Source organism: Streptomyces sp. NPDC048018 (genome assembly GCF_043202995.1).
GTDB lineage: Bacteria > Actinomycetota > Actinomycetes > Streptomycetales > Streptomycetaceae > Streptomyces.
The window spans coordinates 498,267-521,447 of sequence record NZ_JBIDBK010000004.1; the positions used below are offsets into that span (position 1 = coordinate 498,267).

20 protein-coding genes are annotated in these 23,181 nt (G+C 72.7%); 11 read left to right on the forward strand and 9 right to left on the reverse strand.

Features of this window, described 5'->3' with window-relative positions; all coding sequences use genetic code 11:
• Nucleotides 1-650 precede the first annotated feature (650 nt).
• Nucleotides 651-1,466, forward strand: coding sequence for a C40 family peptidase (locus tag ACGF1Z_RS18280; protein ID WP_393005038.1), 816 nt, complete (start codon nt 651-653; stop codon nt 1,464-1,466).
• 74 nt (nt 1,467-1,540) lie between these two features.
• Here the strand turns inward: ACGF1Z_RS18280 and ACGF1Z_RS18285 are convergent, their stop codons facing one another.
• Complete coding sequence (locus tag ACGF1Z_RS18285; protein WP_393005040.1) at nt 1,541-2,434, reverse strand: NAD(P)-dependent oxidoreductase; 894 nt, start codon at nt 2,432-2,434, stop codon at nt 1,541-1,543.
• Nucleotides 2,435-2,518: 84 nt separating this feature from the next.
• Between ACGF1Z_RS18285 and ACGF1Z_RS18290 the strand changes: the two genes are divergently transcribed.
• Nucleotides 2,519-3,496 (forward strand): GlxA family transcriptional regulator, encoded by a 978-nt coding sequence (locus ACGF1Z_RS18290; RefSeq protein WP_393005042.1) that lies wholly within the window; start codon nt 2,519-2,521, stop codon nt 3,494-3,496.
• Here the strand turns inward: ACGF1Z_RS18290 and ACGF1Z_RS18295 are convergent.
• Complete coding sequence (locus tag ACGF1Z_RS18295; protein ID WP_393005044.1) at nt 3,462-4,748, reverse strand: geranylgeranyl reductase family protein; 1,287 nt, start codon at nt 4,746-4,748, stop codon at nt 3,462-3,464. The two genes, ACGF1Z_RS18290 and ACGF1Z_RS18295, sit on opposite strands and share 35 nt — an antisense overlap.
• Before the next feature lie 144 nt (nt 4,749-4,892).
• Between ACGF1Z_RS18295 and ACGF1Z_RS18300 the strand changes: the two genes are divergently transcribed.
• Nucleotides 4,893-5,615: a peptidase inhibitor family I36 protein gene (locus ACGF1Z_RS18300; RefSeq protein ID WP_393005046.1), complete on the forward strand. Its 723-nt coding sequence runs from the start codon at nt 4,893-4,895 to the stop codon at nt 5,613-5,615.
• On the forward strand, nt 5,612-7,090 hold the full coding sequence (locus ACGF1Z_RS18305; protein ID WP_393005048.1) for a phosphodiester glycosidase family protein: 1,479 nt from the start codon (nt 5,612-5,614) through the stop codon (nt 7,088-7,090). The genes ACGF1Z_RS18300 and ACGF1Z_RS18305 overlap by 4 nt, the downstream gene beginning before the upstream one ends.
• 16 nt (nt 7,091-7,106) lie before the next feature.
• On the opposite strand, the gene ACGF1Z_RS18310 is transcribed toward ACGF1Z_RS18305, so the two are convergent.
• The 3 genes from ACGF1Z_RS18310 to mqnC form a co-directional block, all read right to left on the reverse strand.
• Nucleotides 7,107-7,802, reverse strand: a complete 696-nt coding sequence (locus ACGF1Z_RS18310; RefSeq protein WP_393005050.1) for a demethylmenaquinone methyltransferase — start codon at nt 7,800-7,802, stop codon at nt 7,107-7,109.
• Nucleotides 7,803-7,879: 77 nt separating this feature from the next.
• Nucleotides 7,880-8,479 carry a hypothetical protein gene (locus tag ACGF1Z_RS18315; protein WP_393005052.1) on the reverse strand — a complete coding sequence of 200 codons (600 nt, stop codon included), beginning with the start codon at nt 8,477-8,479 and terminating at the stop codon, nt 7,880-7,882.
• Between the two features lie 16 nt (nt 8,480-8,495).
• Nucleotides 8,496-9,695, reverse strand: a complete 1,200-nt coding sequence (mqnC, locus tag ACGF1Z_RS18320; RefSeq protein WP_393005054.1) for a cyclic dehypoxanthinyl futalosine synthase — start codon at nt 9,693-9,695, stop codon at nt 8,496-8,498.
• A gap of 179 nt (nt 9,696-9,874) precedes the next feature.
• Here mqnC and ACGF1Z_RS18325 point away from each other — a divergent pair, with 179 nt between their 5' ends.
• Nucleotides 9,875-10,930 carry an alpha/beta hydrolase gene (locus tag ACGF1Z_RS18325; RefSeq protein ID WP_393005056.1) on the forward strand — a complete coding sequence of 352 codons (1,056 nt, stop codon included), beginning with the start codon at nt 9,875-9,877 and terminating at the stop codon, nt 10,928-10,930.
• Between the two features lie 13 nt (nt 10,931-10,943).
• Here the strand turns inward: ACGF1Z_RS18325 and ACGF1Z_RS18330 are convergent, their stop codons facing one another.
• A complete protein-coding gene (locus ACGF1Z_RS18330; protein WP_393005058.1) occupies nt 10,944-11,810 on the reverse strand; it encodes a menaquinone biosynthetic enzyme MqnA/MqnD family protein in 867 nt (288 codons plus the stop codon).
• Nucleotides 11,811-12,069: 259 nt separating this feature from the next.
• On the opposite strand from ACGF1Z_RS18330, the gene ACGF1Z_RS18335 reads away from it, so the two are divergent.
• The 4 genes from ACGF1Z_RS18335 to ACGF1Z_RS18350 all read left to right on the forward strand — a co-directional run bounded on the left by ACGF1Z_RS18335 (nt 12,070) and on the right by ACGF1Z_RS18350 (nt 18,409).
• Entirely contained in the window at nt 12,070-12,273 is a 204-nt protein-coding gene (locus ACGF1Z_RS18335; RefSeq protein ID WP_046908818.1) for a cold-shock protein, read from the forward strand.
• A gap of 147 nt (nt 12,274-12,420) precedes the next feature.
• Nucleotides 12,421-12,831, forward strand: a complete 411-nt coding sequence (locus tag ACGF1Z_RS18340; protein ID WP_393005061.1) for a DUF1992 domain-containing protein — start codon at nt 12,421-12,423, stop codon at nt 12,829-12,831.
• 110 nt (nt 12,832-12,941) lie between these two features.
• Nucleotides 12,942-16,328, forward strand: a complete 3,387-nt coding sequence (locus tag ACGF1Z_RS18345) for a hypothetical protein (RefSeq protein ID WP_393005063.1) — start codon at nt 12,942-12,944, stop codon at nt 16,326-16,328.
• A gap of 122 nt (nt 16,329-16,450) precedes the next feature.
• Nucleotides 16,451-18,409 (forward strand): serine/threonine-protein kinase, encoded by a 1,959-nt coding sequence (locus tag ACGF1Z_RS18350; RefSeq protein WP_393005065.1) that lies wholly within the window; start codon nt 16,451-16,453, stop codon nt 18,407-18,409.
• A 16-nt stretch (nt 18,410-18,425) separates the two neighbouring features.
• On the opposite strand, the gene ACGF1Z_RS18355 is transcribed toward ACGF1Z_RS18350, so the two are convergent.
• Nucleotides 18,426-19,256, reverse strand: coding sequence for an alpha/beta fold hydrolase (locus ACGF1Z_RS18355; RefSeq protein WP_393005067.1), 831 nt, complete (start codon nt 19,254-19,256; stop codon nt 18,426-18,428).
• Nucleotides 19,257-19,279: 23 nt separating this feature from the next.
• On the opposite strand from ACGF1Z_RS18355, the gene ACGF1Z_RS18360 reads away from it, so the two are divergent.
• On the forward strand, nt 19,280-19,795 hold the full coding sequence (locus ACGF1Z_RS18360) for a DUF664 domain-containing protein (protein WP_393005069.1): 516 nt from the start codon (nt 19,280-19,282) through the stop codon (nt 19,793-19,795).
• Nucleotides 19,796-20,134: 339 nt separating this feature from the next.
• On the opposite strand, the gene ACGF1Z_RS18365 is transcribed toward ACGF1Z_RS18360, so the two are convergent.
• Nucleotides 20,135-21,007 (reverse strand): oxaloacetate decarboxylase, encoded by an 873-nt coding sequence (locus tag ACGF1Z_RS18365; protein ID WP_393005071.1) that lies wholly within the window; start codon nt 21,005-21,007, stop codon nt 20,135-20,137.
• 475 nt (nt 21,008-21,482) lie between these two features.
• Between ACGF1Z_RS18365 and ACGF1Z_RS18370 the strand changes: the two genes are divergently transcribed.
• On the forward strand, nt 21,483-22,631 hold the full coding sequence (locus ACGF1Z_RS18370; protein ID WP_393005073.1) for a hypothetical protein: 1,149 nt from the start codon (nt 21,483-21,485) through the stop codon (nt 22,629-22,631).
• Nucleotides 22,632-22,733: 102 nt separating this feature from the next.
• Here ACGF1Z_RS18370 and ACGF1Z_RS18375 read toward each other — a convergent pair whose 3' ends face one another.
• The gene (locus ACGF1Z_RS18375) at nt 22,734-23,156 is read right to left on the reverse strand and encodes an ATP-binding protein (RefSeq protein ID WP_393005075.1); all 423 of its coding nucleotides are present in this window, start codon (nt 23,154-23,156) and stop codon (nt 22,734-22,736) included.
• Nucleotides 23,157-23,181 lie beyond the last annotated feature (25 nt).

Below are 23,181 nucleotides of genomic sequence, written 5' to 3' on the forward strand. Positions count from 1 at the left end.
TCCTTGACCGTTGGACCGCACCGTCGGCTCGTGGGGGCCTCGCGAAAGATCGCCAACATGTGAGGCAGTTCACAAGCCCGACTGCCGCGTATCTTAAGCCCGCCCCTCTGTGATCTGCGACACGGGGTGCACCAAGGACTTTGTGATCTCCACCACCTGACGAAGGATCATGAAGCCGGATGAGCGGTGATCTTGCCACGCGAAGCGCCCAGGTGATCACCAGATGTGACATCCGCACCGGAAAACGCTGGTCGGAGGGGGTCCCGCACTATCAAGCCAGTCGCTCTCCAGGCAAATTGGCGATGGATGCGTACGAGTGATAAAGGAACCGGCCATCGCCCGGTCGGGGGGTCCGGCGTACCCAGGTGGACACGTGCGCGGATTCACGAGCTCGACTGTGACCTGCGCCACACATGAGAGGGGCATGAAAGAACGGGGCTTGGCCATCGAGGTGAAGAGGTGGTAAGTGACGGGCAATTCGGACCTTTCATTGAAAACCCGTGATCAAGGCCGGATTGAGTCGTGCCCGTTTTGCCCGTTACGGCGTCAATAAGGGCGCAGAGGAAGCGGATTCGAAGGTTCCGAACGTAACTGTGGCGCAATCCACGTTTCTTGAAGGGAACCGTGAAGCCCTGATAGCGGTTGTTCTCATGTCCCAGACCGCTCACATACCCAGCCACCGGAAGCCTCGCCGCAGCGCCTCGAAGCTCGCGTTCCGGGCCGGAGTTGCCGGTGGCGTCCTCAGCACCATCGCGGTGGCCGGCGCCGCCGCGCCGGCGAACGCCGAACCGGTGACCGAGAAGACCCTCGAGATGCCCACGCTGGGCTCCCTCGACGCCGACCTCGCGAGCGCCGTCTCCGCCTCCGCCGAGGCGAGCCAGCAGGAGGCCCTGGACCAGAGCCTCGCCGCCCAGGAGAACGCGGCCCTGCAGAAGGCCGCCAAGGACGCCAGGAAGGCCAAGGCCGAGGCGGACCGCAAGGCCGAGGCCGAGAAGGCCCGCGCCGAAGCCCGCGAGCGCGCCTCCCGCACGGCGGAGCGCACCTCGCTGGCCGGCACCTCGTCCTACAGCGCCTCCGACAGCGACGACTCCGGCAGCTCGCAGGTCGCCACCGGCTCCGCGGCCGCCATCGTCGCCTTCGCCAAGGCCCAGGTCGGCGACGCCTACGTCTCCGGCGGCACCGGCCCCAACTCCTGGGACTGCTCGGGCCTCGTGCAGGCCGCCTACCGCCAGGCCGGGATCGACCTGCCGCGCATCTCGTACGACCAGTCGAGCATGGGCACGTCCGTCTCCCTGAGCGACCTCCAGCCGGGCGACATCCTGTACTGGGGCAGCCGCAGCGGCTCGTACCACGTCGCGATCTACGTCGGCGGCGGCAAGTACGTCGGCGCGCAGAACCCGTCCACGGGTGTCGTCGAGCGCGACCTGGACTGGGACCCGCCGTCGGGCGCCGTGCGGATCCTCTGATCCCACCCCGTTCACACGGAAGGGCCGTCACTCCTCGGGGGAATGACGGCCCTTCGGTCTTGCCCGGACGGGGCCTACCTCCGCGTCGGGGCCTTCCGGAAGTTCTCGACGATCCGGGCGTAGCTGTCGCCGCCGTGGCCCGCCGCCACCGCCTCCCGCATCAGCTCCAGGTGGAGCCGCGGCAGCCGGTCGTCGATCCCCCGCTCCTCGCCCGCGTGCAGCAGGTGTCCGACGGCGGCCACCTGGACGTCGATGGTGGCGTCGTCGCCGGGGTACTCCCCCGCGTCGACCTGGTCCGCGTACGCGGTCATGAACCAGGCGACCGTGCGCAGCCAGCGCACCGCGACGCCGGTGAACTCCGTGGCCGGCACCCCGTCGGCGCCCGCCAGGGCGACGGCGTGCAGCCAGCCGCCGAAGACCGACCACATCAGGCCGAGCAGCCCGGCGTCGTACAGCGAGGCGAGGCCGGCGTCCGCGCCCAGGTCCACCGGGTCGCCGAGGACGGCGAGGGCGGGGCGGTGCGCGGCCAGGAGCTCGGGGCCGCCGGCGTAGAGGATCATGTGGGCGCTGTCGCCGATGCCGGGCGGCGTGGTCATGACGCCGCCGTCGAGATAGCCGATGCCGTGCCCGGCGGCCCAGGCGGCCTCCGCGCGGGCCTGTCCGGGCGAGCCGGAGGTGAGGTTGACCAGGACCCGGCCGCGCAGCTCCGCGGCGACGGGTTCGAGGAGGGCGCGGACCGCCGGGTAGTCGAGGACGCAGACCACCACGAGTTCGCTCGCCGTGACCGCCTCGGCGACGGTGGCGGCGTGGACGGCGCCGCGGGCGACGAGCGGGCGGGCCTTCTCCGGGCTGCGGTTGAAGACGGTGGTGGGGTGGCCGGCGTCCAGGAAGGCGGCGGCGAGGGCGGAGCCCATCTGGCCGAGGCCGATGACGGTGACGGGCTGCGGGGCAGGGTGGTTCGTGGTCATGGCTCCACGCTCGCAGCGGCGGAATCAGGCCGACAGGCGAAGGACTGCCGCCCGGCGCACGATTCCTGCCATAGGGTCGCGGACATGAGCGCAGGAACCGTGGCCGTCGTCCTGGTGCCCGACGAGCGCGGCGGGATCTCCCCCTGGGACCTGTACGAACTCTCCGTCGCGTCGATGGTGTTCGGCATCGCGCACACCGATCTGGCCGACCCCTGGTACACCCTGCGGGTCTGCGGCCCCGCCCCGCACGCCACCCACGGGACGGACGGCCTGACGGGCGCGGACACCGTCGTCGTGCCGTCGGTGCCGGACGCGGTGGTCGAGGGCCGCCAGGAGCTGCCCCCCGACGTGGTCGGGGCGCTGCGGGCGGCGGCGGGGGCCGGGGCGCGGATGGTGTCGATGTGCAGCGGGGCGTTCGCGCTCGCCGCGGCCGGGGTGCTCGACGGGCGCCGGGCGACGCTGCACCACGCGTACGCGGCCCGACTCGCGGTCCGGCACCCGGAGGTGACGGTCGACGCGTCGGTCCTCTACACCGACGAGGGGACGGTCCTGACGAGCGCGGGCGCCGCGGCCGGCCTGGACCTGTGCCTGCATCTCGTACGGAAGGACCTGGGCGCCGGGGTCGCGGGCGCGCTCGCGGACCGGCTCGTGGTGCCGGCCCACCGGGCGGGCGACCGGCCGCAGTCCGTGGCCGTCCCGCTGCCGCCGGCCGGGGAGCCGGACACGCTCGGCCCGGCCCTCCAGTGGGCGGTGGAGCACCTGCACGAGCCGCTGAGCGTGGACGAGCTGGCCCGCCGGGCCCACATGAGCCCGCGGACCTTCCACCGGCGGGTGCGCGAGACACAGGGCACGACACCGCTGCAGTGGCTGCTCGGGCAGCGCGTGGCGCGGGCCCAGGCGCTGCTGGAGTCCACCGACCTGCCCGTCGAGCAGATCGGCGCACGCAGCGGGCTGGGCACCTCGGCCAATCTGCGCCGCCACTTCACCCGGGCGGTCGGGGTGTCCCCGACCGCCTACCGGGCGGGCTTCAGGCCTTCGGGGCCACCTTCGAGAGACCGTTGATGATGCGGTCCATCGCGTCGCCGCCCGTCGGGTCGGTGAGGTTGGCCAGCATCTTCAGGGTGAACTTCATCAGGACGGGGTGGGTCAGGCCGCGCTGGGTGGCGATCTTCATGATCTTCGGGTTGCCGATGATCTTCACGAAGGCGCGGCCCAGCGTGTAGTAGCCGCCGTAGGTGTCCTTGAGGATCTTCGGGTAGTTGTGCAGGGCCAGTTCGCGCTGGGCCGGGGTCTGGCGGGCGTGGGCCTGGACGATGACGTCGGCGGCGATCTGTCCGGACTCCATCGCGTAGGCGATGCCCTCGCCGTTGAACGGGTTGACCAGGCCGCCGGCGTCGCCGACGAGCAGCAGGCCCTTGGTGTAGTGCGGCTGGCGGTTGAAGGCCATCGGGAGGGCGGCGCCGCGGATCGGCGTCGTCATGTTCTCCGGGGTGAAGCCCCAGTCCTCCGGCATCGACGCGCACCAGGCCTTCAGGACCTCGCGCCAGTCCAGCTCCCGGAAGGCCTTCGAGGAGTTCAGGATGCCGAGGCCGACGTTGGAGGTGCCGTCGCCCATGCCGAAGACCCAGCCGTAGCCGGGCAGCAGCCGGTCCTGCGGGCCGCGCCGGTCCCACAGCTCCAGCCAGGACTCCAGGTAGTCGTCGTCGTGCCGCGGCGAGGTGAAGTACGTCCGGACGGCGACGCCCATCGGCCGGTCCTCGCGCCGGTGCAGGCCCATCGCCAGCGACAGGCGGGTGGAGTTGCCGTCGGCGGCGACGACGAGCGGCGCGTGGAAGGTGACCTCGCGCTTGTCCTCGCCGAGCTTGGCGTGGACGCCGGTGATCCGGCCGGTGCGGTCGTCGACGATCGGCGCGCCGACGTTGCAGCGCTCGTGGAGGCGGGCGCCGGCCTTCTGCGCCTGGCGGGCCAGCATCTCGTCGAAGTCGTCGCGCTTGCGGACCAGGCCGTAGTCCGGGTACGAGGCGAGATCCGGCCAGTCCAGCTGGAGCCGGACGCCGCCGCCGATGATCCGCAGGCCCTTGTTGCGCAGCCAGCCGGCCTCTTCGGAGATGTCGATGCCCATGGCGACGAGCTGCTTGGTGGCGCGCGGGGTCAGACCGTCGCCGCAGACCTTCTCGCGGGGGAAGGCGGTCTTCTCCAGGAGCAGGACGTCGAGCCCGGCCTTCGCGAGGTAGTACGCGGTGGTCGAGCCCGCCGGGCCCGCCCCGACGACGATCACATCTGCGGTGTGCTCGGAGAGAGGCTGCTCGGTCACGGCGGAGGCTCCCGGGGATGCGGCGATTCAGGACGCTTCGCAGTCTATGGGGGCCGGTTCCACCCGTCGTCGCCGGGCGCAGACCGTCCGCCCCGGGCGTAAACGGCTCGCCGCCCACGGACCGTACGTGCAAGATCATCCGGTGTGACCATCACTCGTACACAGATAAGGAGGGGCTCGCTGCTCGCGGCCCTCCTCGCCCTGCTCTGCTCGGCGTTCCTCGTCCTGCCCGCCAACGCCGAACCCCTCCCCTTCGAGGACTGCCCCACCGGACGGTTGTGTCTCTACGACGGCAGCCAGGGGTCCGGCACCCGCGTGGACGTCGCCGAGGGCGGCAAGGCGGAGCGGGACGCCGGCACCGTCCTCTCCGTGAAGAACACCACCGGCATGTGGGCCTGCATGTACGGCAGGCCCGAGTACGGCGGCGGCCTCCAGACCGTCAAGCCGGGCAACGGCGACGAGTACGTCACCGCCGGCGTCCGCTGGGTCGTCGGCTCGTACAAGCTGGTGCCCACCCGCGCCCTGTGCTTCACCGGCTACGAGCGCTGCCAGGACGGTCAGGTCTGCACCTTCGCCGAGAAGAACGGGCGCGGCGCCCTGACCGTCCACACGCCGGGACTCGACGCCGCCACCGGGAACCACGGCAGCAGCTACGGCCCCGAGGTCGCCCCCGTCTCCGTGTTCAACCGGACGGCCGAGCACCTCTGCTTCTACCCGAACGCCGACTACAGCGGCAGCTGGACCCAGGGCGCCACGACCTACGGCGCGTACGTCGTGCTGCGCGGCCAGAGCGTCACCGTCCCCCCGCCCTTCACGGGCACGTTCCGCTCCCACGAGCTCGTCGCCGGAACCTCGGAGTGCCAGTGAACACGCCCCTGCGCCCGGCCCTCGCGGTCGCCGTCGCCCTCACCGCGACCCTCGCCCTGTCCACGTCGAACGCCCCCTCCTCCACGGCGGTCGACGTCGTGGAAAGCCCGCTCGCCACCTCCTGGCAGCCGACTCCGGTGCCGGGCGCCACCGAGCTTCCCGCCGGCATCACGGTCACCAACTGGACCGAGAAGGATCCGGGCAAGGACAACCGGAGCAGATCCCGTCTCCTCCAGGTCGTCGAGATCGACCCCACGGCCGCCCCGCTCGACCTGTCGGGCACCGTCGGCGCGGGCGACGGCCTGGCCGAGACGGTCGCCGACCAGCTCGCCGGGGCCGGCGCGCCCTCCCGGCACCCCGTGGCCGGCGTCAACGGCAGCCTGTTCAAGTCGGAGAAGCCGCACCCCGACCTGGCGGCCGCGGCGCCCGTCACCCTCCAGCACATGGGCGTCTCGGTCACCGACGGCGTCCTGCACGGCTCCAGCTGCTGGGGCGGCGGCCAGGGCACGTCGGGGGCCGTCATCCAGTACGGCGTCCCCTACATCACCAAGCTGCGCACCGACCTCGGTCTGACGGCGGCCGACGGGGCGCCCGCCCGCCTCGACGACATCAACCGGGACCCCGGGCGCGCCCGCGGCTGCGCCCGTGACGGCGAGGACAAGCTCGTCGCCGAGTCGGTCACCGGCCAGAAGGGCGTCTACACCGACCCCGACGAGATCGTCCTGTTCACCTCCGACTACAGGTACCCGGTGCCCAAGCCCGACCTGGACCCGACCGTCGCCACGGACGACGACCCCGGTTTCGAGGTCGTCCTCGACGCCACGGGCAAGGTGACGGCCGCCCGCGCGAGCCGCGGCGGCGGCAAGGGCAGCACCGTCCAGGTCAAGGTGCCGTCCGGCGGCCGCATCCTCCAGGGCGTCGGCACCGGCGCCACCTGGCTGCGCGACCACGCGCTCCTCGGCAGCACGCTCAAGGTCTCCCGGAAGCTGACCGACACCCGGTTCGGCCGGGAGATCCCGCTGGACCCCTCGGTGGACGTCGTGAGCTCCTTCCATCAGCTCCTGCGCGACGGCGAGATCCCGGCCGAACTGCCCAACACCTGCGGCGACACGGACACCGGCGTCGACGGCACCCCGATCTGCACCGACTCGCGCGTGGCCCTCGGCACGAACGTGCGCGGCCACACGGTCCTCGTCACCCTGACCGGGCAGCCCCAGGCGAGCAGCGCCACGACCCACGAGGACGGCGCCTGGCTGCACGACCTGGCGGAACTCCTGGACTCCGAGGAGCTCGGCCTGATCGACGCGCTCAACCTCGACGGCGGCGGCTCGGCGACCCTGATCACCGCCACCACCGCGGGCACCACCACCGTGCGCACGCCGCCGACGGACCGGGTGAACGGCGTGTACGTGCACCGTGCCGTCGCCGACGCCGTGTACGCCGGGATCAGCGGCTACGGCATGTACCGGAAGTAGCCCGCGACGCGACGCGTCACGCGGCCTTGAAGCCCCGGTGCATCGCGACGATCCCGCCCGTCAGGTTGCGCCAGGCCACCCGCTCCCAGCCGGCCTTCTGCAGCATTCCCGCGAGGGTCGGCTGGTCGGGCCAGGACTGGATGGACTCGGCGAGGTAGACGTAGGCGTCGGGGTTGGACGACACGGCGCGCGCGACCGGCGGCAGGGCGCGCATCAGGTACTCCTCGTACACGGTGCGGAAGGGCGCCCAGGTGGCGTGCGAGAACTCGCAGATGACGACCCGGCCGCCGGGCTTCGTCACGCGGTACAGCTCGCGCAGCGCCTGGTCGGTGTCCTGGATGTTGCGCAGCCCGAAGGAGATGGTGACGGCGTCGAAGACGTCGTCCTTGAAGGGCAGCCGGGTGCCGTCGCCGGCCGTGAACGGCATCCAGGGGTGGTTCTTCTTGCCGACCCGCAGCATGCCCAGCGAGAAGTCGCAGGGCACGACGTACGCCCCGGCCCGCGCGAACGGCTGCGAGGAGGTCGCGGTGCCGGCGGCGAGGTCCAGGATCCGCTGCGCGGGGCGCGCGTCGACCGCCTTGGCGACCTCCCTGCGCCACCGGCGGTCCTGCCCGAGGGAGAGCACGTCGTTGGTGAGGTCGTAGTTCGCCGCCACGTCGTCGAACATCGACGCGACTTCGTGCGGCTGCTTGTCCAGGGTGGCGCGGGTCACTGGGTTTCGCCTCACTTGTGTCGTACTGCCGGCTGACGCTACGCCCGCATTGTCGCAGGGCGCCCCGTGACCCGCGGTCAGCGGGCCCGGTAGACGAGGCGGCCGCCGACGACGGTGGCCACGCAGGTGGCGGGGCCCCGCCGCACCAGCGCGGCCCGGTCGGGCACGTCGAAGACGGCGAAGCGGGCCGGGCCGCCCGCCACGAGTCCGGGCAGCAGGACGAGCGGGGCCGGCGCGAGCGACGGCGGACCCGGCAGGTTCGGCGGGCGCTGCCCGACGGCGAGCCCGGCCCGGCGCACCGCGTCCTGGGCGGCCCGTCCGCGCAGTTCGCCGGCGACGGCGACCGTGCCGTGCGCGAGGAGCCGCTGCACCCCGCGCCGCGCGCTGGCGCCGAGCCGCGCGGGGTCGGCGCGGAGGATCTCCCGGGCCCGCTCCCCCGTGATCGGCTCGGTGCCGTACGCGTCGGCCTCGCGCGGATCGGGGTGGTAGGTCTCTTCGAGGAGCTCGGGACCGTACGGGTTGAGCAGCCCGGGGGTGAGGATGCCGGGCCACCTGCGCAGCCGCGCGTCCTGGTGGGCGGCGGCCAGTTCCTCGTACGGGCCGACGGCCGCGAGGAGGGCGCCGTCGACGAGGACCGCGTTCTCGGGCGACGCGTCGGCGACGTGCAGCGTCAGCATGGAGCCTCGGTTCCGGTCAGTTCGCGTCGAGCAGCTTCAGCTCGGGGTGGGCCGTGCCGCCCTCGATCGCGATGGACGAGATGTGGGAGGCCACGCGCTCGTCGACCGGGTCGTTCGCCGGGTCGTCGTGGACGACCAGGTGCTCGTAGGTGGTCGAGCGCTGGGCCGGGACCCGGTCCGCGGTGCGGATCATGTCGATCATCTCGCGCAGGTTGGAGCGGTGCTTGGCACCGGCCGAGGAGACGACGTTCTCCTCCAGCATGATCGAGCCGAGGTCGTCGGCGCCGTAGTGCAGGGTGAGCTGGCCGATCTCCTTGCCGGTGGTCAGCCAGGAGCCCTGGATGTGGGCGATGTTGTCCATGAAGAGCCGGCCGATGGCGATCATCCGCAGGTACTCGAAGACCGTGGCCTGCGTGCGGCCCTTCAGGTGGTTGTTCTCGGGCTGGTACAGGTACGGGATGAAGGCCCGGAAGCCGCCCGTCCGGTCCTGCGTGTCGCGGATCATCCGCAGGTGCTCGATGCGCTCGGCGTTGGTCTCGCCGGTGCCCATGAGCATCGTGGAGGTGGATTCGACGCCCAGCTTGTGGGCGATCTCCATGATCTCCAGCCAGCGCTCGCCGGACTCCTTGAGCGGCGCGATGGCCTTGCGGGGGCGCGCGGGGAGCAGCTCCGCGCCGGCGCCGGCGAAGGAGTCGAGGCCGGCCGCGTGGATGCGGGTGATGGCCTCCTCGGCGGAGACGCCGGAGATGCGGGCCATGTGCTCGACCTCGGACGCGCCGAGGGAGTGGATGACCAGCTGCGGGAACTCCGCCTTGATGGCGGCGAAGTGCTTCTCGTAGTACTCGACGCCGAAGTCCGGGTGGTGCCCGCCCTGGAACATGATCTGGGTGCCGCCGAGCTCCACGGTCTCCGCGCAGCGGCGCAGGATGTCGTCGAGGTCGCGCGTCCAGCCCTTCTTGGTGTCCTTCGGCGGCGCGTAGAAGGCGCAGAACTTGCACGCCGTCACACAGACGTTCGTGTAGTTGATGTTGCGCTCGATGATGTACGTGGCGATGTGCTCGGTCCCCGCGTACCGGCGGCGGCGCACGGCGTCGGCGGCGGCGCCGAGGGCGTGCAGCGGCGCCGAGCGGTAGAGGTCGAGCGCCTCCTCGGGGGTGATCCGGCCACCCGCGGCGGCGCGGTCGAGAACGGACTGGAGTTCGGCCTTCTCGGTCACCGGGTGTGTCCCTTTCGGAGGGTTCGGACGCGTACTGCACGGACCGAACCAGCCTACGCCAGGGCCTCCGCGCGGATTCGTCCCGGTCCCGAGCCAACCGAACGCCGCCGGCGTCCCTCTCCCTCACCGGAATCGCCGTATTCCGCGCAACGCACGCCGAACCGCACCGGAGCCCCGTCATGACACGTCGCAGCCCGCTCGCCCGGACCCTCGCGGCCACCCTCGCCCTCGGCACCACCCTGGCCGTGGTGAGCGGCTGCTCGAAGGACGAGGACGAACCGGTCTCCTTCGACACGCCGCGCGGCAACCGGACCGCCAACCACCAGGTCGCCCGGAAGCACAGCGGCACCGGCAGGACCAAGGTGCCCGAGACCGTCTTCCCCACCGGGCCGAAGGCGGACTTCGTGACGGCCAGCACGGTCGAGGACGGCACGAAGATCGGGGTCACCGAGGTCCACGGCGAGAAGTCCGGATTCACGGGCAAGGTGTGGGTGTGGGCCCCCAAGCAGTATTTCGACCCGAAGTACGCGGACAGCGGCTTCCCCGTCCTCATCTCGCTGCCCGGCGGCGTCGGCTATCCGACGAATTACTGGATGGGCACGGACCTCAAACTCCAGTCGAGCGTCGCCCGGTGGTCGGAGGAGGGAAAGAGCCTTCCGTTCATTCTGGTGATGCCCGTACTCAACCCGGACGACAAGCACTACTACGACGGCAGTGATATCCCGGGCCAGCCGAGAATGGGCACCTGGCTGACCGAGGACGTGCCGGATTTCGTCCGGGCCAATTTCCGGACCTTCAAGTCCCGGGACGGCTGGGCGTTCATGGGCTCGTCCTCGGGCGGCTTCGTCGCACTCAAGTCCGTGCTGCAGAAGCCGGACAGGTTCAAGGCCGCCATCGCCTCCGGACCCGACTACGTCCCCGACTCCCCGCTGTGGAAGGGGCACCAGAAGGAGCTCCAGGCGAACAACCCGGAGAAGCTGGCGGCCGCCCTGAACAGGAAGCCCGACACGCCGGAGAACCGGGTCTACCTGGGCTTCCAGATCGGCACCCGGGAGAAGACCCGCGCCAGGATGGACGCCTTCATGAAGGCCTACACGAACAGGGGCCCGGTGAAGGCCCGTCTGCAGGTCGTGCAGAACGGCGGGCACAACGCGGTCAGCTACGTCAGGGGCATGGACGAGGGCACCATCGCCTGGATCAGCAAGCAGCTCCAGGCGCCGATCCCCTCGTCCTGACCGGCTCCGCCCGTCAGCGGGCGCCGAACAGCTCCACCCGTACGTCCGCCGGGAAGCCGGTGGTCGGGCCGGTCCTGCGGGCGAACTCCCGCACGCCGGCGAGCTGCTCGGGCCCGAAGCGGAAGTCGAGGGTGCGGAAGTACCGCTCCAGGAGCTCCGCGTCGAAGGACTCCCAGCGCGCCGCCTGTTCGGCCACCTTGGCGACCTCCTCCAGGGACAGGTCGCGCGAGGCCAGGAAGGCCTGGTGCACCTCGCGGACCGTCTCCGGCTCGCGGGCCAGGAAGTCCTTGCGGGCCGCCCACACGGCGAAGACGAACGGGAGGCCCGTCCAGTCCTTCCACATCAGGCCCAGGTCGTGGACCTGCAGCCCGAGCCGGGGCGCGTCGTGCAGCGAGGCCCGCAGCGCCGCGTCGCCGATCAGCACCGCCGCGTCGGCCTCCTGCATCATCAGGCCGAGGTCGGGCGGGCAGGTGTAGTAGTCGGGGGACACGCCGTAGCGCTCGGCGAGCAGCAGCTGCGCCAGCCGTACGGACGTGCGGGAGGTGGAGCCGAGCGCCACCCGCGCCCCGTCCAGCTGCTCCAGCGGGCGCTGGGAGACGATCACGCAGGACATCACGGGACCGTCGCAGCCCACGGCGATGTCGGGGAGGGCGACGAGGTCGTCGGCATGGCGGAGGTACTCGACGAGGGTGACCGGCCCGATGTCGAGATCGCCCCGGACGAGCCGCTCGCTGAGCTTCTCGGGGGTGTCCTTCGTGAGGTCCAGATCGAGAAGCGTCCCGGTCCTGGCGAGCCCCCAGTAGAGGGGCAGGCAGTTCAGGAACTGGATGTGTCCGACGCGGGGCCGGGTGCGCTGGTGGTCGTCGGTTGCATTGTCCACATCGCGAGGCTAGTCCCGTCTCGCACGGTGGACATCGCCGGGGGCGCGTCAGCATGTGGGGGTGGATCAAACATGCGGGTGACGTGATCTTTACCTCTACCGCTTCGACCACGCTGCGTGCTACGCTCGACGCAAGTTGCAGTTTGGTTTCCCTTGCAGTACAGAGCCTGCGGAGCATGTGACCCGCAGGCTTTTGTAGTTTTCAGACTTGGTATGCATGTTCTGGAGCAGGGCGACCCTTTGGCCCATAGGAGGGCTCATGGCTACCGGAACCGTGAAGTGGTTCAACGCTGAAAAGGGCTTTGGCTTCATTGCCCAGGAAGGCGGCGGCCCGGATGTCTTCGTCCACTACTCCGCGATCAACGCCTCTGGCTTCCGCTCCCTCGAGGAGAACCAGCAGGTGAACTTCGACGTCACGCAGGGCCCGAAGGGTCCGCAGGCGGAGAACGTCACCCCGGTCTGAGTGACCCGGGTCGACTGATCGCGATCTCTAGAGCTGTACCCAAGGAGCCCCGCTCCGTGCGCGCCGAGCGCACGGGGCGGGGCCCCTGCCGTTTTCCACCCGTTCCGGCCGCGGCCGTCCGGGTGAGCGGGTCCGTAGGCTGGAGGCATGACCGAACGGAAACCGCCCGGAGTGAGCTTCGAGTCGTTCGTCGACAAGCAGATCCGCGAGGCGACGGAGCGCGGTGAGTTCTCCCGCCTGGAGGGCTTCGGCAAGCCGCTCGCGGACGAGGCCGCTCCCTATGACGAGCTGTGGTGGATCAAGCGGAAGATGCACCGCGAGGGGGCGTCGGTGCTGCCGCCGGCCCTGACCCTGCGCAAGGAGGCCGAGGACGCGGCGGAGGCCGTGCGGACCGCCGTCTCGGAGTCCCAGCTGCGCCGCGTCCTCGGTGACGTCAACACCAGGATCATCGAAGCCCTGGCCCGGCCGCCGGCCGGTCCGCCGCTGCGGCTGACGCCGTTCGACGTGGAGGCGGCGGTGGCGGAGTGGCGCAGGACGCATCCTCCGAAGACGCCGTGAGGGCGTTCGGCTAGGATCCCCCGATCCGGGGGGGGACAGGGGGCCGGGGCCGCGCCGCACAGGCGTGACCTGGCGAGATCTCCTCCCGCGCACAGGGAGGGGACCCACACATGCTTCGTCACGCCCGCAGAGCCCGCCGCACCGCGCTCTCGCGCACCGCGCTCGCCACCGCCACCGTCCTGGCCGCCACGACCGGCCTGAGCCTCGCCACGACCGGCCCGGCCCTCGCCGAGGACCCGGCGCCGTCGTCGGTCGGCGACGAGGTGGTGATCCCGGATCCGGGGCGGTACAAGCCGCGGACCGACGCCGTCCACAGCGCGGGCGCCACCGGGTTCCTGCACAGCCCGGAGGGCGCCGGGAAGCCCGTGTGGACGGACTACGCCACGGGCACCGAAACGCCGCGCGACACCGTTCCGAACGGGGGCCATTCCGGTCTGGGCGCGAGCCTCCACACGTTCTCCACCGGCCGCAAGGTGCTGATCACGGACATCGCCACCGGCACCGGGACCTACGTCCCCGTTCCCGCGGACCAGGAGTGGACGCAGGCCTACAACGCCGACACCGTCCTCACCTCCACCAAGGCGTCCGACGGCAAGATCACCGGGCTCTACCTGCGCACGGCCGCGAACGGCACGGTCACCGAGCGGCCCGTCACCGGCCTGGGCGAGGCCACCACACTGGTGGTCGCGGCCCAGGACGCACGCGGAGCCGTCCTGAGCACCAAGGCGACGCCCACCGCGCCGTACACCTCGTTCCTCCTCGACTACGAGAGCGCCACCCTCACCCCGACCCTCCAGGTGAGCTCGTACGCCGCCGCGCGACTGGGAGCCGACCGCCTCCTGGTGACCAAGAGCGACCTGGAGGTCCTGACCGTCCGCCGGAACGACGCCGCCGCGACGCCGGAGACGACACCCCTGCCGCCCGCCGCGCCGTACGAGACCCGTTGGGGCTCCCACGCCGTGATCGGCGACTGGGTCATCACGCACCACGACGTGAGCAGCCTCTCCCCCGAGCACGTGGGCGGGAAGCTCTACGCCGTCCCCGTCGGCGGCGGAGCCGCCAGGGAACTCCTGCCGGCCGCGGTGGGACGGCCCACCGTCGCCGCGGACGGCAGTGTGCTCGTCGTCGGCGGCAGCGGCGCGACCGACTGGGCCGTGCACCGCATCACCCTCGGCGAGGACGGGGCGCCACGGCTCACGAAGCTCCGCGACCTGCCCCGGATGCCCGCGAACTACGCCGGTCTCGACATCGCCGGAGGCCGGGTGAACTTCCTCGCCGACAGCGGGCCGAGGACCGGCCTCTACGAGGCCGACACCAGCGCCCCGGGCGAGGTGAGGCGGCTGGCCGAGCCCTACGCGCCCGACGGGCTGCGCGCCCTCGGCGACGGGCAGAGCGTCTACTTCTACGGCAGCTCGGCGGTGTCCCCGTCCGGCTCTCGCACCTCGCGCCAGGTGAACTTCCCTGCGACCGACCGCCTGGCCGACGCCGCGGGCCGGTTCGTGATCGCCGAGTCCGGCGACCAGCAGTACGTCGGCGACCTCGGCGAACGTCCCGGCGAGGAGCGGGTCCTGCTCACCAGGTCTCGCACCGCCGCCGCCCTGTGGGGCACGAAGCTGTGGAAGCCCGCCGCGGCCACCGGCAAGGTGAACGCCTACGACCTGGTGGGGAAGTGGACCGAGGCCGACGTCGACCTGGGCTCCGGGTGCGTGCCCACCGAGCTCCAGGTGCTGGACCGCTGGATCTACTGGGCCTGCGGGCCGGACGGCAAGGCCGGTGTCCACGACCGGTGGCAGCACAGGAACGTCGCCGTCCCGGCGGGCGAGGCGCTGCTCGGCGACGGTTATGTCGTACGGCGCGACAACGCGGCCGGGAAGCTGATGCTCACCGACGCGGCCACGGGCACGACCTCCGAGTTCGCCGACGTCCCGGTCGTCACCGGCAACGCGGGCCGGCGCACCGACTGGGCGGTGGACAAGTACGGCGGCGGCGTCGGGTTCGTGGACGCTCAGCGGAACATCCACGTGAAGCACGTCCCGATCGCCCCGGCGGGCCCCGCCCTGACCCACGCCTCCGCCGACGAGCGGTTCGACGTCGCCTCCGCCCAGGACCCGGCCTGGGACGGCCTGTTCCGCCTGTCCCGACCGGTGGCGCAGTGGAAGGTCGAGATCCGGGACCGCTCCCGGCGGCTCGTCCGCACGCTCACCGGGACGGGCGGCCCGGCGGCCACCGTCACGGCGCGCTGGGACGGCAGGGACGACGCCGGCCGCGGCGTCTTCGCGGACACCTACGGGTACGAGCTGCTCGTCGCGCCGGAGGCGGGGGACGGGTTCGTCCTGGAGACGAGCGGGTCCGTCGAGGCCCGGAACACCGTTCTGACCACCCTCCCCGGCGGTTTCCTGCCGCTCCAGCCGCACCGGGTCCTCGACACGCGCAGCGGCGTCGGCGCGCCCAAGGCCAAGGTCGGCCCCTGGCAGCGGGTCTCGCTGAAGGTCGCGGGCGCCGGAGGCGTCCCGGCCACCGGGGCGACCAGCGTCGTCCTGAACGTGACGGTCACCGGCCCGACGAAGCCGGGCCACATCAACGTCGCGCCGGCGTCCGCCACCTGGACCCCGTCCTCCCACCTCAACTTCGGGGCCGGGGAGACGACCTCCAACCTGGTCGTCATGCCCGTCGTCGACGGCAGGGTGGAGCTGCTGGCCGACACCGGCGGGACCGTCGACCTCGTCGCCGACGTCGCCGGCTACTACACCCCCGGCGCCGCCGGCTCGGCCTACCAGCCGCTCGCCCCGGCCCGCTTCATGGACACGCGCAGCGGGACGGGCGTGCCGAAGGCCAAGATCGGCCCCGGAGCGACCGCGCGGCTGCGGGTGGCAGGCGTCCAGGGCGTCCCGGAGAGCGGGGTCACGGCCGTGGTGATGAACGTGACCGCCACCAACGCGAGTTCGTCCACCTTCGTCACCGCCTACCCGGACGGCACCCCCCTCCCCGGCACGTCGAACCTGAACGTCCCCGCGGGCCGGACCGTCGCGGGCCTGGTCGTCGTGCCGGTCGTCAACGGCAGGGTCGCCTTCACCAACCGCTTCGGCTCGCTGGACCTGGTCGGAGACGTCGTCGGCTACTACACGAGCGGCACCGGACACGCCTTCACCGGCTCGGAGAGCCGCCGGCTCATGGACACCCGCAGCGGCCTCGGCGTCCGCAAGGGCGCGGTCGGGGCCGGGCAGTCCGTGACGCTGCCGGTCGCGGGCGTCGGCGCGGTCCCCGCCGGGGTGAAGGCCGTCGTCCTGAACGTCACCGCGACCCAGCCCACGGTCGCCGGCTTCGTCTCCGTGTATCCCTCGGGCACCCCGCGCACCACCGCGTCGAGCCTGAACTTCCGTGCCGGGCAGACCGTGCCGAACCAGGTCGTCGTCCCGGTCGTCGACGGCAAGGTGACGTTCTACAACCACTCCGGCAGCGTTCAGCTGATCGCGGACGTGGAGGGCTGGTTCCGGTAAGGAGAGGGCGCCAGGAGGAACCCAAGTCCCCGTCCCGGACGTCCATGTGACGCGCACTCATCTACGCTGTGCGCGTTCGGGGCGACCAACGGGGCAGGGACGACCAGGGGGACCAGACCGGCATGAGCGGTGGCGGGAACGACGAACGGCGGCGCAAGGGGAGCGGCGCCGGCGGCAGCGGACTGGAGCCGCTCGCCTCCGGCGACCCGCGGCTGATCGGCCCGTACCGGCTGCTCGGCCGGCTCGGGTCCGGCGGCATGGGACGGGTGTACCTGGCCCGCTCCGGGAGCGGGCGCACCGTGGCCGTGAAGGTCGTCCACGAGGAGCACGCGCAGGATCCGCAGTTCCGGGCCCGCTTCCGCCGCGAGATCGACGCCGTGCGCAAGGTGGGCGAGCACTACACGGCGCCCGTCCTGGACGCCGACCCGGAGGCGGCCCGGCCCTGGGTGGTGACCGGCTTCGTGCCCGGTCCCTCCCTGGAGCAGGTGGTCAGGGAGCACGGGCCGCTGCCCGCCGACTCGATCCTCGCGCTCGCGCTGGGCCTGCTGCGGGCCCTCCAGGGCATCCACGGCGCCGGGATCCTGCACCGGGACCTCAAGCCGTCGAACGTGATGCTCACGGTCGAGGGCCCGCGGGTGATCGACTTCGGCATCGCGCGGGCCCTGGAGCCCTCCGTCGAGTCGCTGCTGACCAGCACCGGCATGGTGGTCGGCTCCCCCGGTTTCATGGCCCCCGAGCAGGTCCGCGGCGAGAGGCTCGGCCCGGCGGCCGACGTCTTCGCGCTCGGCTGCGTGCTCATGTACGCGGCGACGGGGCGGCTGCCCTTCGGGCACGGGGCCAGCAACCAGCACGCGATCATGTTCCAGATCGTGGAGGCCGAACCGGAGCTCGACCGGGTGGAGTCCGAGGAGCTGCGTGCCTTCATCGGACGCTGCCTGACCAAGGACCCCGCGGAGCGGCCGGCCATCGCCGCCCTGCTCGCGGACCCCGCGCTGCCGGGCGAGGAGTCGGGCCGCGGGCCGACCGCCGGGGCCTGGCTGCCTCCGGAGCTCGTGGCGCGGCTGGCGCGGCAGGCGGCCCGGCTGCTCGACGCGGAGGCGCTGTCGGAGGAGCTGGAGCGGGAGGCGGCGGAGACGGCGGCGAAGGCGCCGGCCTCCGGCACGATGGGGCTGCTCCCGCGGACCGGGGGCGACGGGGCCGTGGCCGGGACCCCTCCCGGCACCCCCGCCGGGACGCCCGCCACCGCCGGGACCACCGGTCGCGAGCCGCGCCGGGCCTCCCGCGTGTGGGCGATCGTGGCCGCCGTCTTCGTGGTCCTCGGCGTCAGCGGCACGGTCGTGAAGCTGATCGACGACGGCGCGCGGGAACGCGGCCTCCAGGGCGCCCCCGGCGCCACGGCCACCACCACGGCGCCACCCGCGGGCGGCCCCTCGTCCGCGCCGCCGTCCGTCCCGCCGACCAAGGCCCCGGGCGGGGCGCCGACGACGGCCGCCGTGCCGCCGCCGGGGGGCGCGGCCGGGGGTGCGGCCGGCGGCGCGGCCGGGGGTGCGGCCGTCGGCGGCGGTTCCGGCGGGGGCGTCCCGGCGAGCGGCGGGGGTACGGGCTCGGGCGGCGGCTCGGTCACGACCACGGGCGGCGGCTCGGCGGCGTCCTCGGGCGGCGGTTCCCCGTCCTCGGGCGGTACGGCGCCGAAGCCCGCCACGACCGCGCCCAGGCCTCCGGCCGGCAGCGACAACCGTGTTCCGTCGGCCTTCGTCGGCACGTGGAAGTACACGGCCGCGTACAACATCGGGCAGCCCGAGACGGTGTCCATCTTCCGGGTGGCACCGGGCCAGATCGCGGCCCGGCTGATCACCGAGATCAACGGCGCCCACTGCGAGTACGTGGCCAAGCTGGTGTCGGTCACCGACGGCGGCAGCCGCATCAACCTGGGCACCACGATCGTGGACCAGGCCCGTTCCGGCTCGTATCCCTACTGCGCGAACGGCGACACCTCGGCGTTCAAGCTCGCCGTGCCGAGCGGGCTCATCCACGACGTGGGCCCCTCCCACGGCGAGGGGTACCACTACCACCGGATCTGATCCCCGCCCCGGCCGTCTACGCGCGGCCGGCCAGCCACTCCAGGGCCGCGCCGGCCTCCCGCAGCACCGACAGATGCCCGTCCCCGGCCCCGAGCCGCAGTTCGGCGGCCGGGCAGCGGGCGGCCAGCCGGTGCGCGTGCGCGACGGGCACGACGCGGTCCCGCTCCCCGTGCAGGAGCAGCACGGGCACGGCCACCTCCTCCGGCCGGAAGCCCCAGGGCGCCACGTAGGCGAGGTCGTCGTCGACCAGGCCCCCGGGCCCCTGCGCGAGCGCGGGCCCGACGACCTCGTCGAACCAGGCCCAGTCCCCGGTCAGGGCCGCGTGGTCGGCCGGGGTGAACATCTCGGGGTCGTAGCCCGCGGAGGCCTCGTACGCCTCCTTCGCGGCCCGCCCCCGGAGGGCGGCCCGCAGCCCGGCCTCCCCGGACGGAGTCATCCCGGCGAACCAGTCCCGGTCGGCCTCCGGCTCGTAGGGCGCGAGACCGGAGACGCCGACGGCGGCGGTCACCCGGCCGGGCAGCAGAGCCGCGCAGGCCAGGGCGTGCGGCCCGCCGCCGGAATGCCCGAGGACGCCGAAACGCCCGATCCCGAGGGCGTCGGCGACCGCCCGTACGTCCTCGGCGGCGGAGCCCACGGTCCGCCCGGGACGCGCCCCGGAACCGCCGTAGCCCGGCCGGTCGTAGGCCACCCAGCGCACCCCGAGCCGGTCACCCGCGGGGAACAGCGGACGGGGCGGGGTGCCGATGTTCGGCGTACCGTGGTGCCAGAGGACGACGGGTCCGTCACCACCGCTGTCGTAGACGTGCAGCGAGCGCCCATCGGCCAGAGCCAGATCCGTCTCTCTCACGTCGCCAGCGTACGAGGAGGGCCATGAAGACCGCCGAGCTGCTGACGGACGCGTTCGCCCGGGTCCAGGAGGCCGTGCACCAGGCCGTCGAGGGACTCTCGGAGAAGGAGCTGGTGGCCCGCGTCGACGCCGAGTCGAACTCGATCGCCTGGCTCGTCTGGCACCTGACCCGCATTCAGGACGACCACGTGGCGGACGCGTTCGGGACGGAGCAGGTGTGGACGTCCGAGGGCTGGTCCGGCCGCTTCGGCCTGCCCTTCCCCGAGGGTGCCACCGGCTTCGGCCACAGCGCCCAGCAGGTCGCCGCCGTCCACGCCCCCGCGGACCTCCTCCTCGCCTACTACGACGCGGTCCACGCCCGCACGCTCACCCACGTCGCCCCGCTGAGCGACACCGACCTCGACCGCGTGGTCGACACCCGCTGGACCCCGCACGTCACCCTGGGCGTCCGCCTCGTCAGCGTCATCGCGGAGGACAACCAGCACGCGGGCCAGGCGGCGTACGTACGGGGCGTGGTGGAACGCGGCGAGGCGGTCTAGCCGGGCCGCCCTCCCACGCCGGGGGCGCTCGGGTCCGCCGCGTGCGCCTCTCCCTCTCCCGGCGTCACGTTCCGTGTCCGCCCTCCGGGCCGGTTCGTTGTCCGGGCAACCCTGGCGGACCACCCGGAGTCCGTCGAACGTCGTGGGCGACCCGCCCACGGACCGGGCGGGAGACGGGCCCGCGGGTAACGGCCGGACACCACGAGGGCGGTGTCCGGCCGTTCCGGTGCGCGCAGGACCCGAGGAGGCCGCCCTGCGCGGCGGGCCCGGCGCACAGGGCCGCCGGCACGCCCGCGCCCAGCAGCGGGAGCGCCGCCCGCCGGCAGGGGGCCGGGCGGGTCACACGCCCACCCTCTCGCGGGCCTCGCGATGCCTCGCGATGTTGCGCTCCAGGAGGCGGGTCGAGGCGGCGACGCCGATGCCGCTCTCCGGGTCGAAGGACGGCAGGCGCCCGTCCGACGCCCGCAGTTCGGCGAGGGCCGAGTCGATGGCCGAGTGTGCGGCGAAGAGGCAGGGAGTGGAGTAGATCGCCACGTCCACGCCGAGCTCGGCGAGTTCGGAGAGGGAGAGGCGCGGGGACCTGCCGCCGGCGATCTGGTTGAAGAGCAGGGGCTTGCCGCCGACCACCTCGCGGATGCGGTGGATCCACTCCACGCTCCGTACGCCGTCCACGAGGACGACGTCCGCGTCGGTGGCCGCCAGCCGCTCGGCCCGCCGCAGGATGTCGTCCTCGTCCGTCGCGTCCGTCCGGGCCACGACCACCATGTCCCGCCGGGTCTGCAGCACCATCTCCAGCTTGGCCAGGTACTCGTCGAGCGGCAGCACCTGCTTGCCGTCCGCGTGCCCGCAGCGGCGTGGCCGCTTCTGGTCCTCCAGGATCACCCCCGACGCGCCGATCCGCTCCAGGCCCTCCACCACGTGACACGCCACCTCGGGGTCGACGTAGCCGTCGTCGATGTCCACGAGCAGGTGGTGCCGCGGGAACGCCCCGCGCAGCCGCTGCACGAACGCCACCATGTCCGGCCACGCGATGAAGCCGATGTCCGGCAGCCCGTAGTGCGAGGCCGCGAAGCCGAAGCCGGACACGAACATCCCGTCGTAGTGCGCGGCGGCGACGGACGCCGAGTACATGTCGTAGACGCCGATCAGCGGAGTGGTCCCGGGCGCGGCGATCCGCGCCCGCAGGTCGTTGCCGTAACTGGTGTGGCGCATCGTCCGACTCCTCATCAACACGCTGGCGGTTTGCCGAAACAGGATGATTTCTGGAGAAAAGCGCGAACTTCTCCCTACGAGCCCCTCACTCACTCTCCAGGCGGACGGCTTTCACCCGCAGATACGTCACCTCACGCACGGGGCGGGGGCGGCCGACGGCTCCGGCACGCCTCGCTGCGGGAGGTGGCGGATTCCGGCCGCCGCCGCGAATCGACCGTCCGCACCGGCCCGCCGGCCGTCGGCCACGGCGGGCCCGGCGCCCGGCGCACCGTGGCGTAGCAACCGCGACCGATTCATTTGACCGTGTACCCACAAAGCCGCCAAGATCGGGAACGCTCTTGATCGGCTCGCCGGAGGGCGTACGGCGCGCTGCCCGTGCCGTCGCCTCCGAGGTCGAGACCTGTCGGGCGCACGGGAAGCGCGGACACCCACGGCGATCCGAGCGATCAGCCGAACGAACGAACGGGGCAGCACGATGAAGCGTCTGGCGCAGGCCGGGATCGCGGTAGGGGCGGCACTGGCGCTCACCGCGTGCGGCGGAGGCGGGACGAAGGCGGACGGTCAGGGCGGGAGCGGGACGGGAGTCGGCGGGGAGAAGCCCCTCGACGTCAAGGTGGCCTCGCTCGCCCAGACGGACAGCCTGACCCTGGCCTACTGCCACGAGATCCCCTCCGGGGGCGGCGAGGTCTTCGGGATCACTTTGCGTTCGTACGCGGTGAAGAACGGTGCGCTGCTCGCGGAGCGGAGCATGGTGCTGCCCGAACAGGTGGAGCCGGTCACGGTGTGCGAGAGCGGCAGCTACCGCAATCTGGCCACCTCCGCCTTCGACAAGGACTTCACCCTGATGGCCGGGATCACCAGCGCGGGCGCCTCCGAACGGGCGGCCGTCTACGACCTGACCACGGGCAAGGAGGTCTCCCCGCCCGACCCGGACGAGTTCAGCGAGCGGGCGGAGAACAAGGGTGCCGCCTTCCACCCCGACTCCGGCCTCTTCTGGTACGACGAGAAGCGTGCCTACGGGGACAAGGACGGCTACGCCCAGCGTGACCCCAAGGCCGGCTACCCGACCGAGAAGCGCCTCAGCCCCGACGAGGCCGCGAAGGTCGTGACCCGGGACGCCGCCACCGCCGCCACGGTGCTGGCGGCGAACTCCTGGCCGCAGGCCGTCTCCCCCTCCGCGAAGGTCACGGCCGAGCTCTCGGGAAGCGTGGACACCGGCCCCGTCCTCACCCTGCACCGCCTCACCGCGGCCGGGGCGTCCGACGGCGGCTACACCCTCACCGACCTCAAGGGCGCCGACGGCAAGGAGACGTGCGCTCCGGCCTTCTGGCGCGACGAGACCCGGCTGGTGTGCGATCTGGAGCAGATCACCTTCGCACCCGACTACTCGCGCGTGGTGAAGAAGGAGAACCTGGTCCCCGCCAACGACCGCTCCAACATGACGCCGGTCGCCTCGCCGGACGGCAAGCACTTCGCCTTCCTCTCCGGCGGGGAGGGCGGAAAGCTCACGCTCTACCGGGGCGACCTGTCCTCTCCGGGCGCCCGGCCGGTGAAGGTCGCCGACCTCGACCCGCCGATGGACGGCTCCGACGACCACCTGGAAACCCTCATCCGCTGGAACTGACGCGACGGCGCGGACCGGCACCTCCACCACGGCCCCCGGCCGGGCGGCGGCGGTGCCGCCGGCGCCCCGGTGCGCCGGGGGCCGCCTCACCCCCGCCCGGCGTCAGGCGATGACGGTCGCCCAGACCGTCTTGCCGACCGAGCGGTCCTGCACGCCCCACGCGGTGGACAGGGCCGCCACGAGGGGGAGGCCGTAGCCACCCTCGGCGGGACAGCCGGGCACGGGCACCGCCGGGGGCCGCGGCCCGCGCTCGGTCCGGGCATCGGAGACCTCGACCCGGACGCACCCCTCCCCCAGCACCAGCCGCACCTCGAAGTCCCGGCCCGGTACGCGACCGTGCGTCACCGCGTTGTTCGCGAGCTCCGCGACGACGAGCTCGGCGGCGTCGGTGTCCGTCAGCCCCCAGTCGCGCATCTGCTGCACCGCCAGCAGCCGCGCCAGCCGTGCGCCCCGGCGCGTCGACGAGAGCCGGTGCGCGAACTCGCCGCCGAACTCACCGGTTGGGGTGGTGGTTTCCGTCTTCATGGCCCCGAGCCTGGTGTGCCGGACT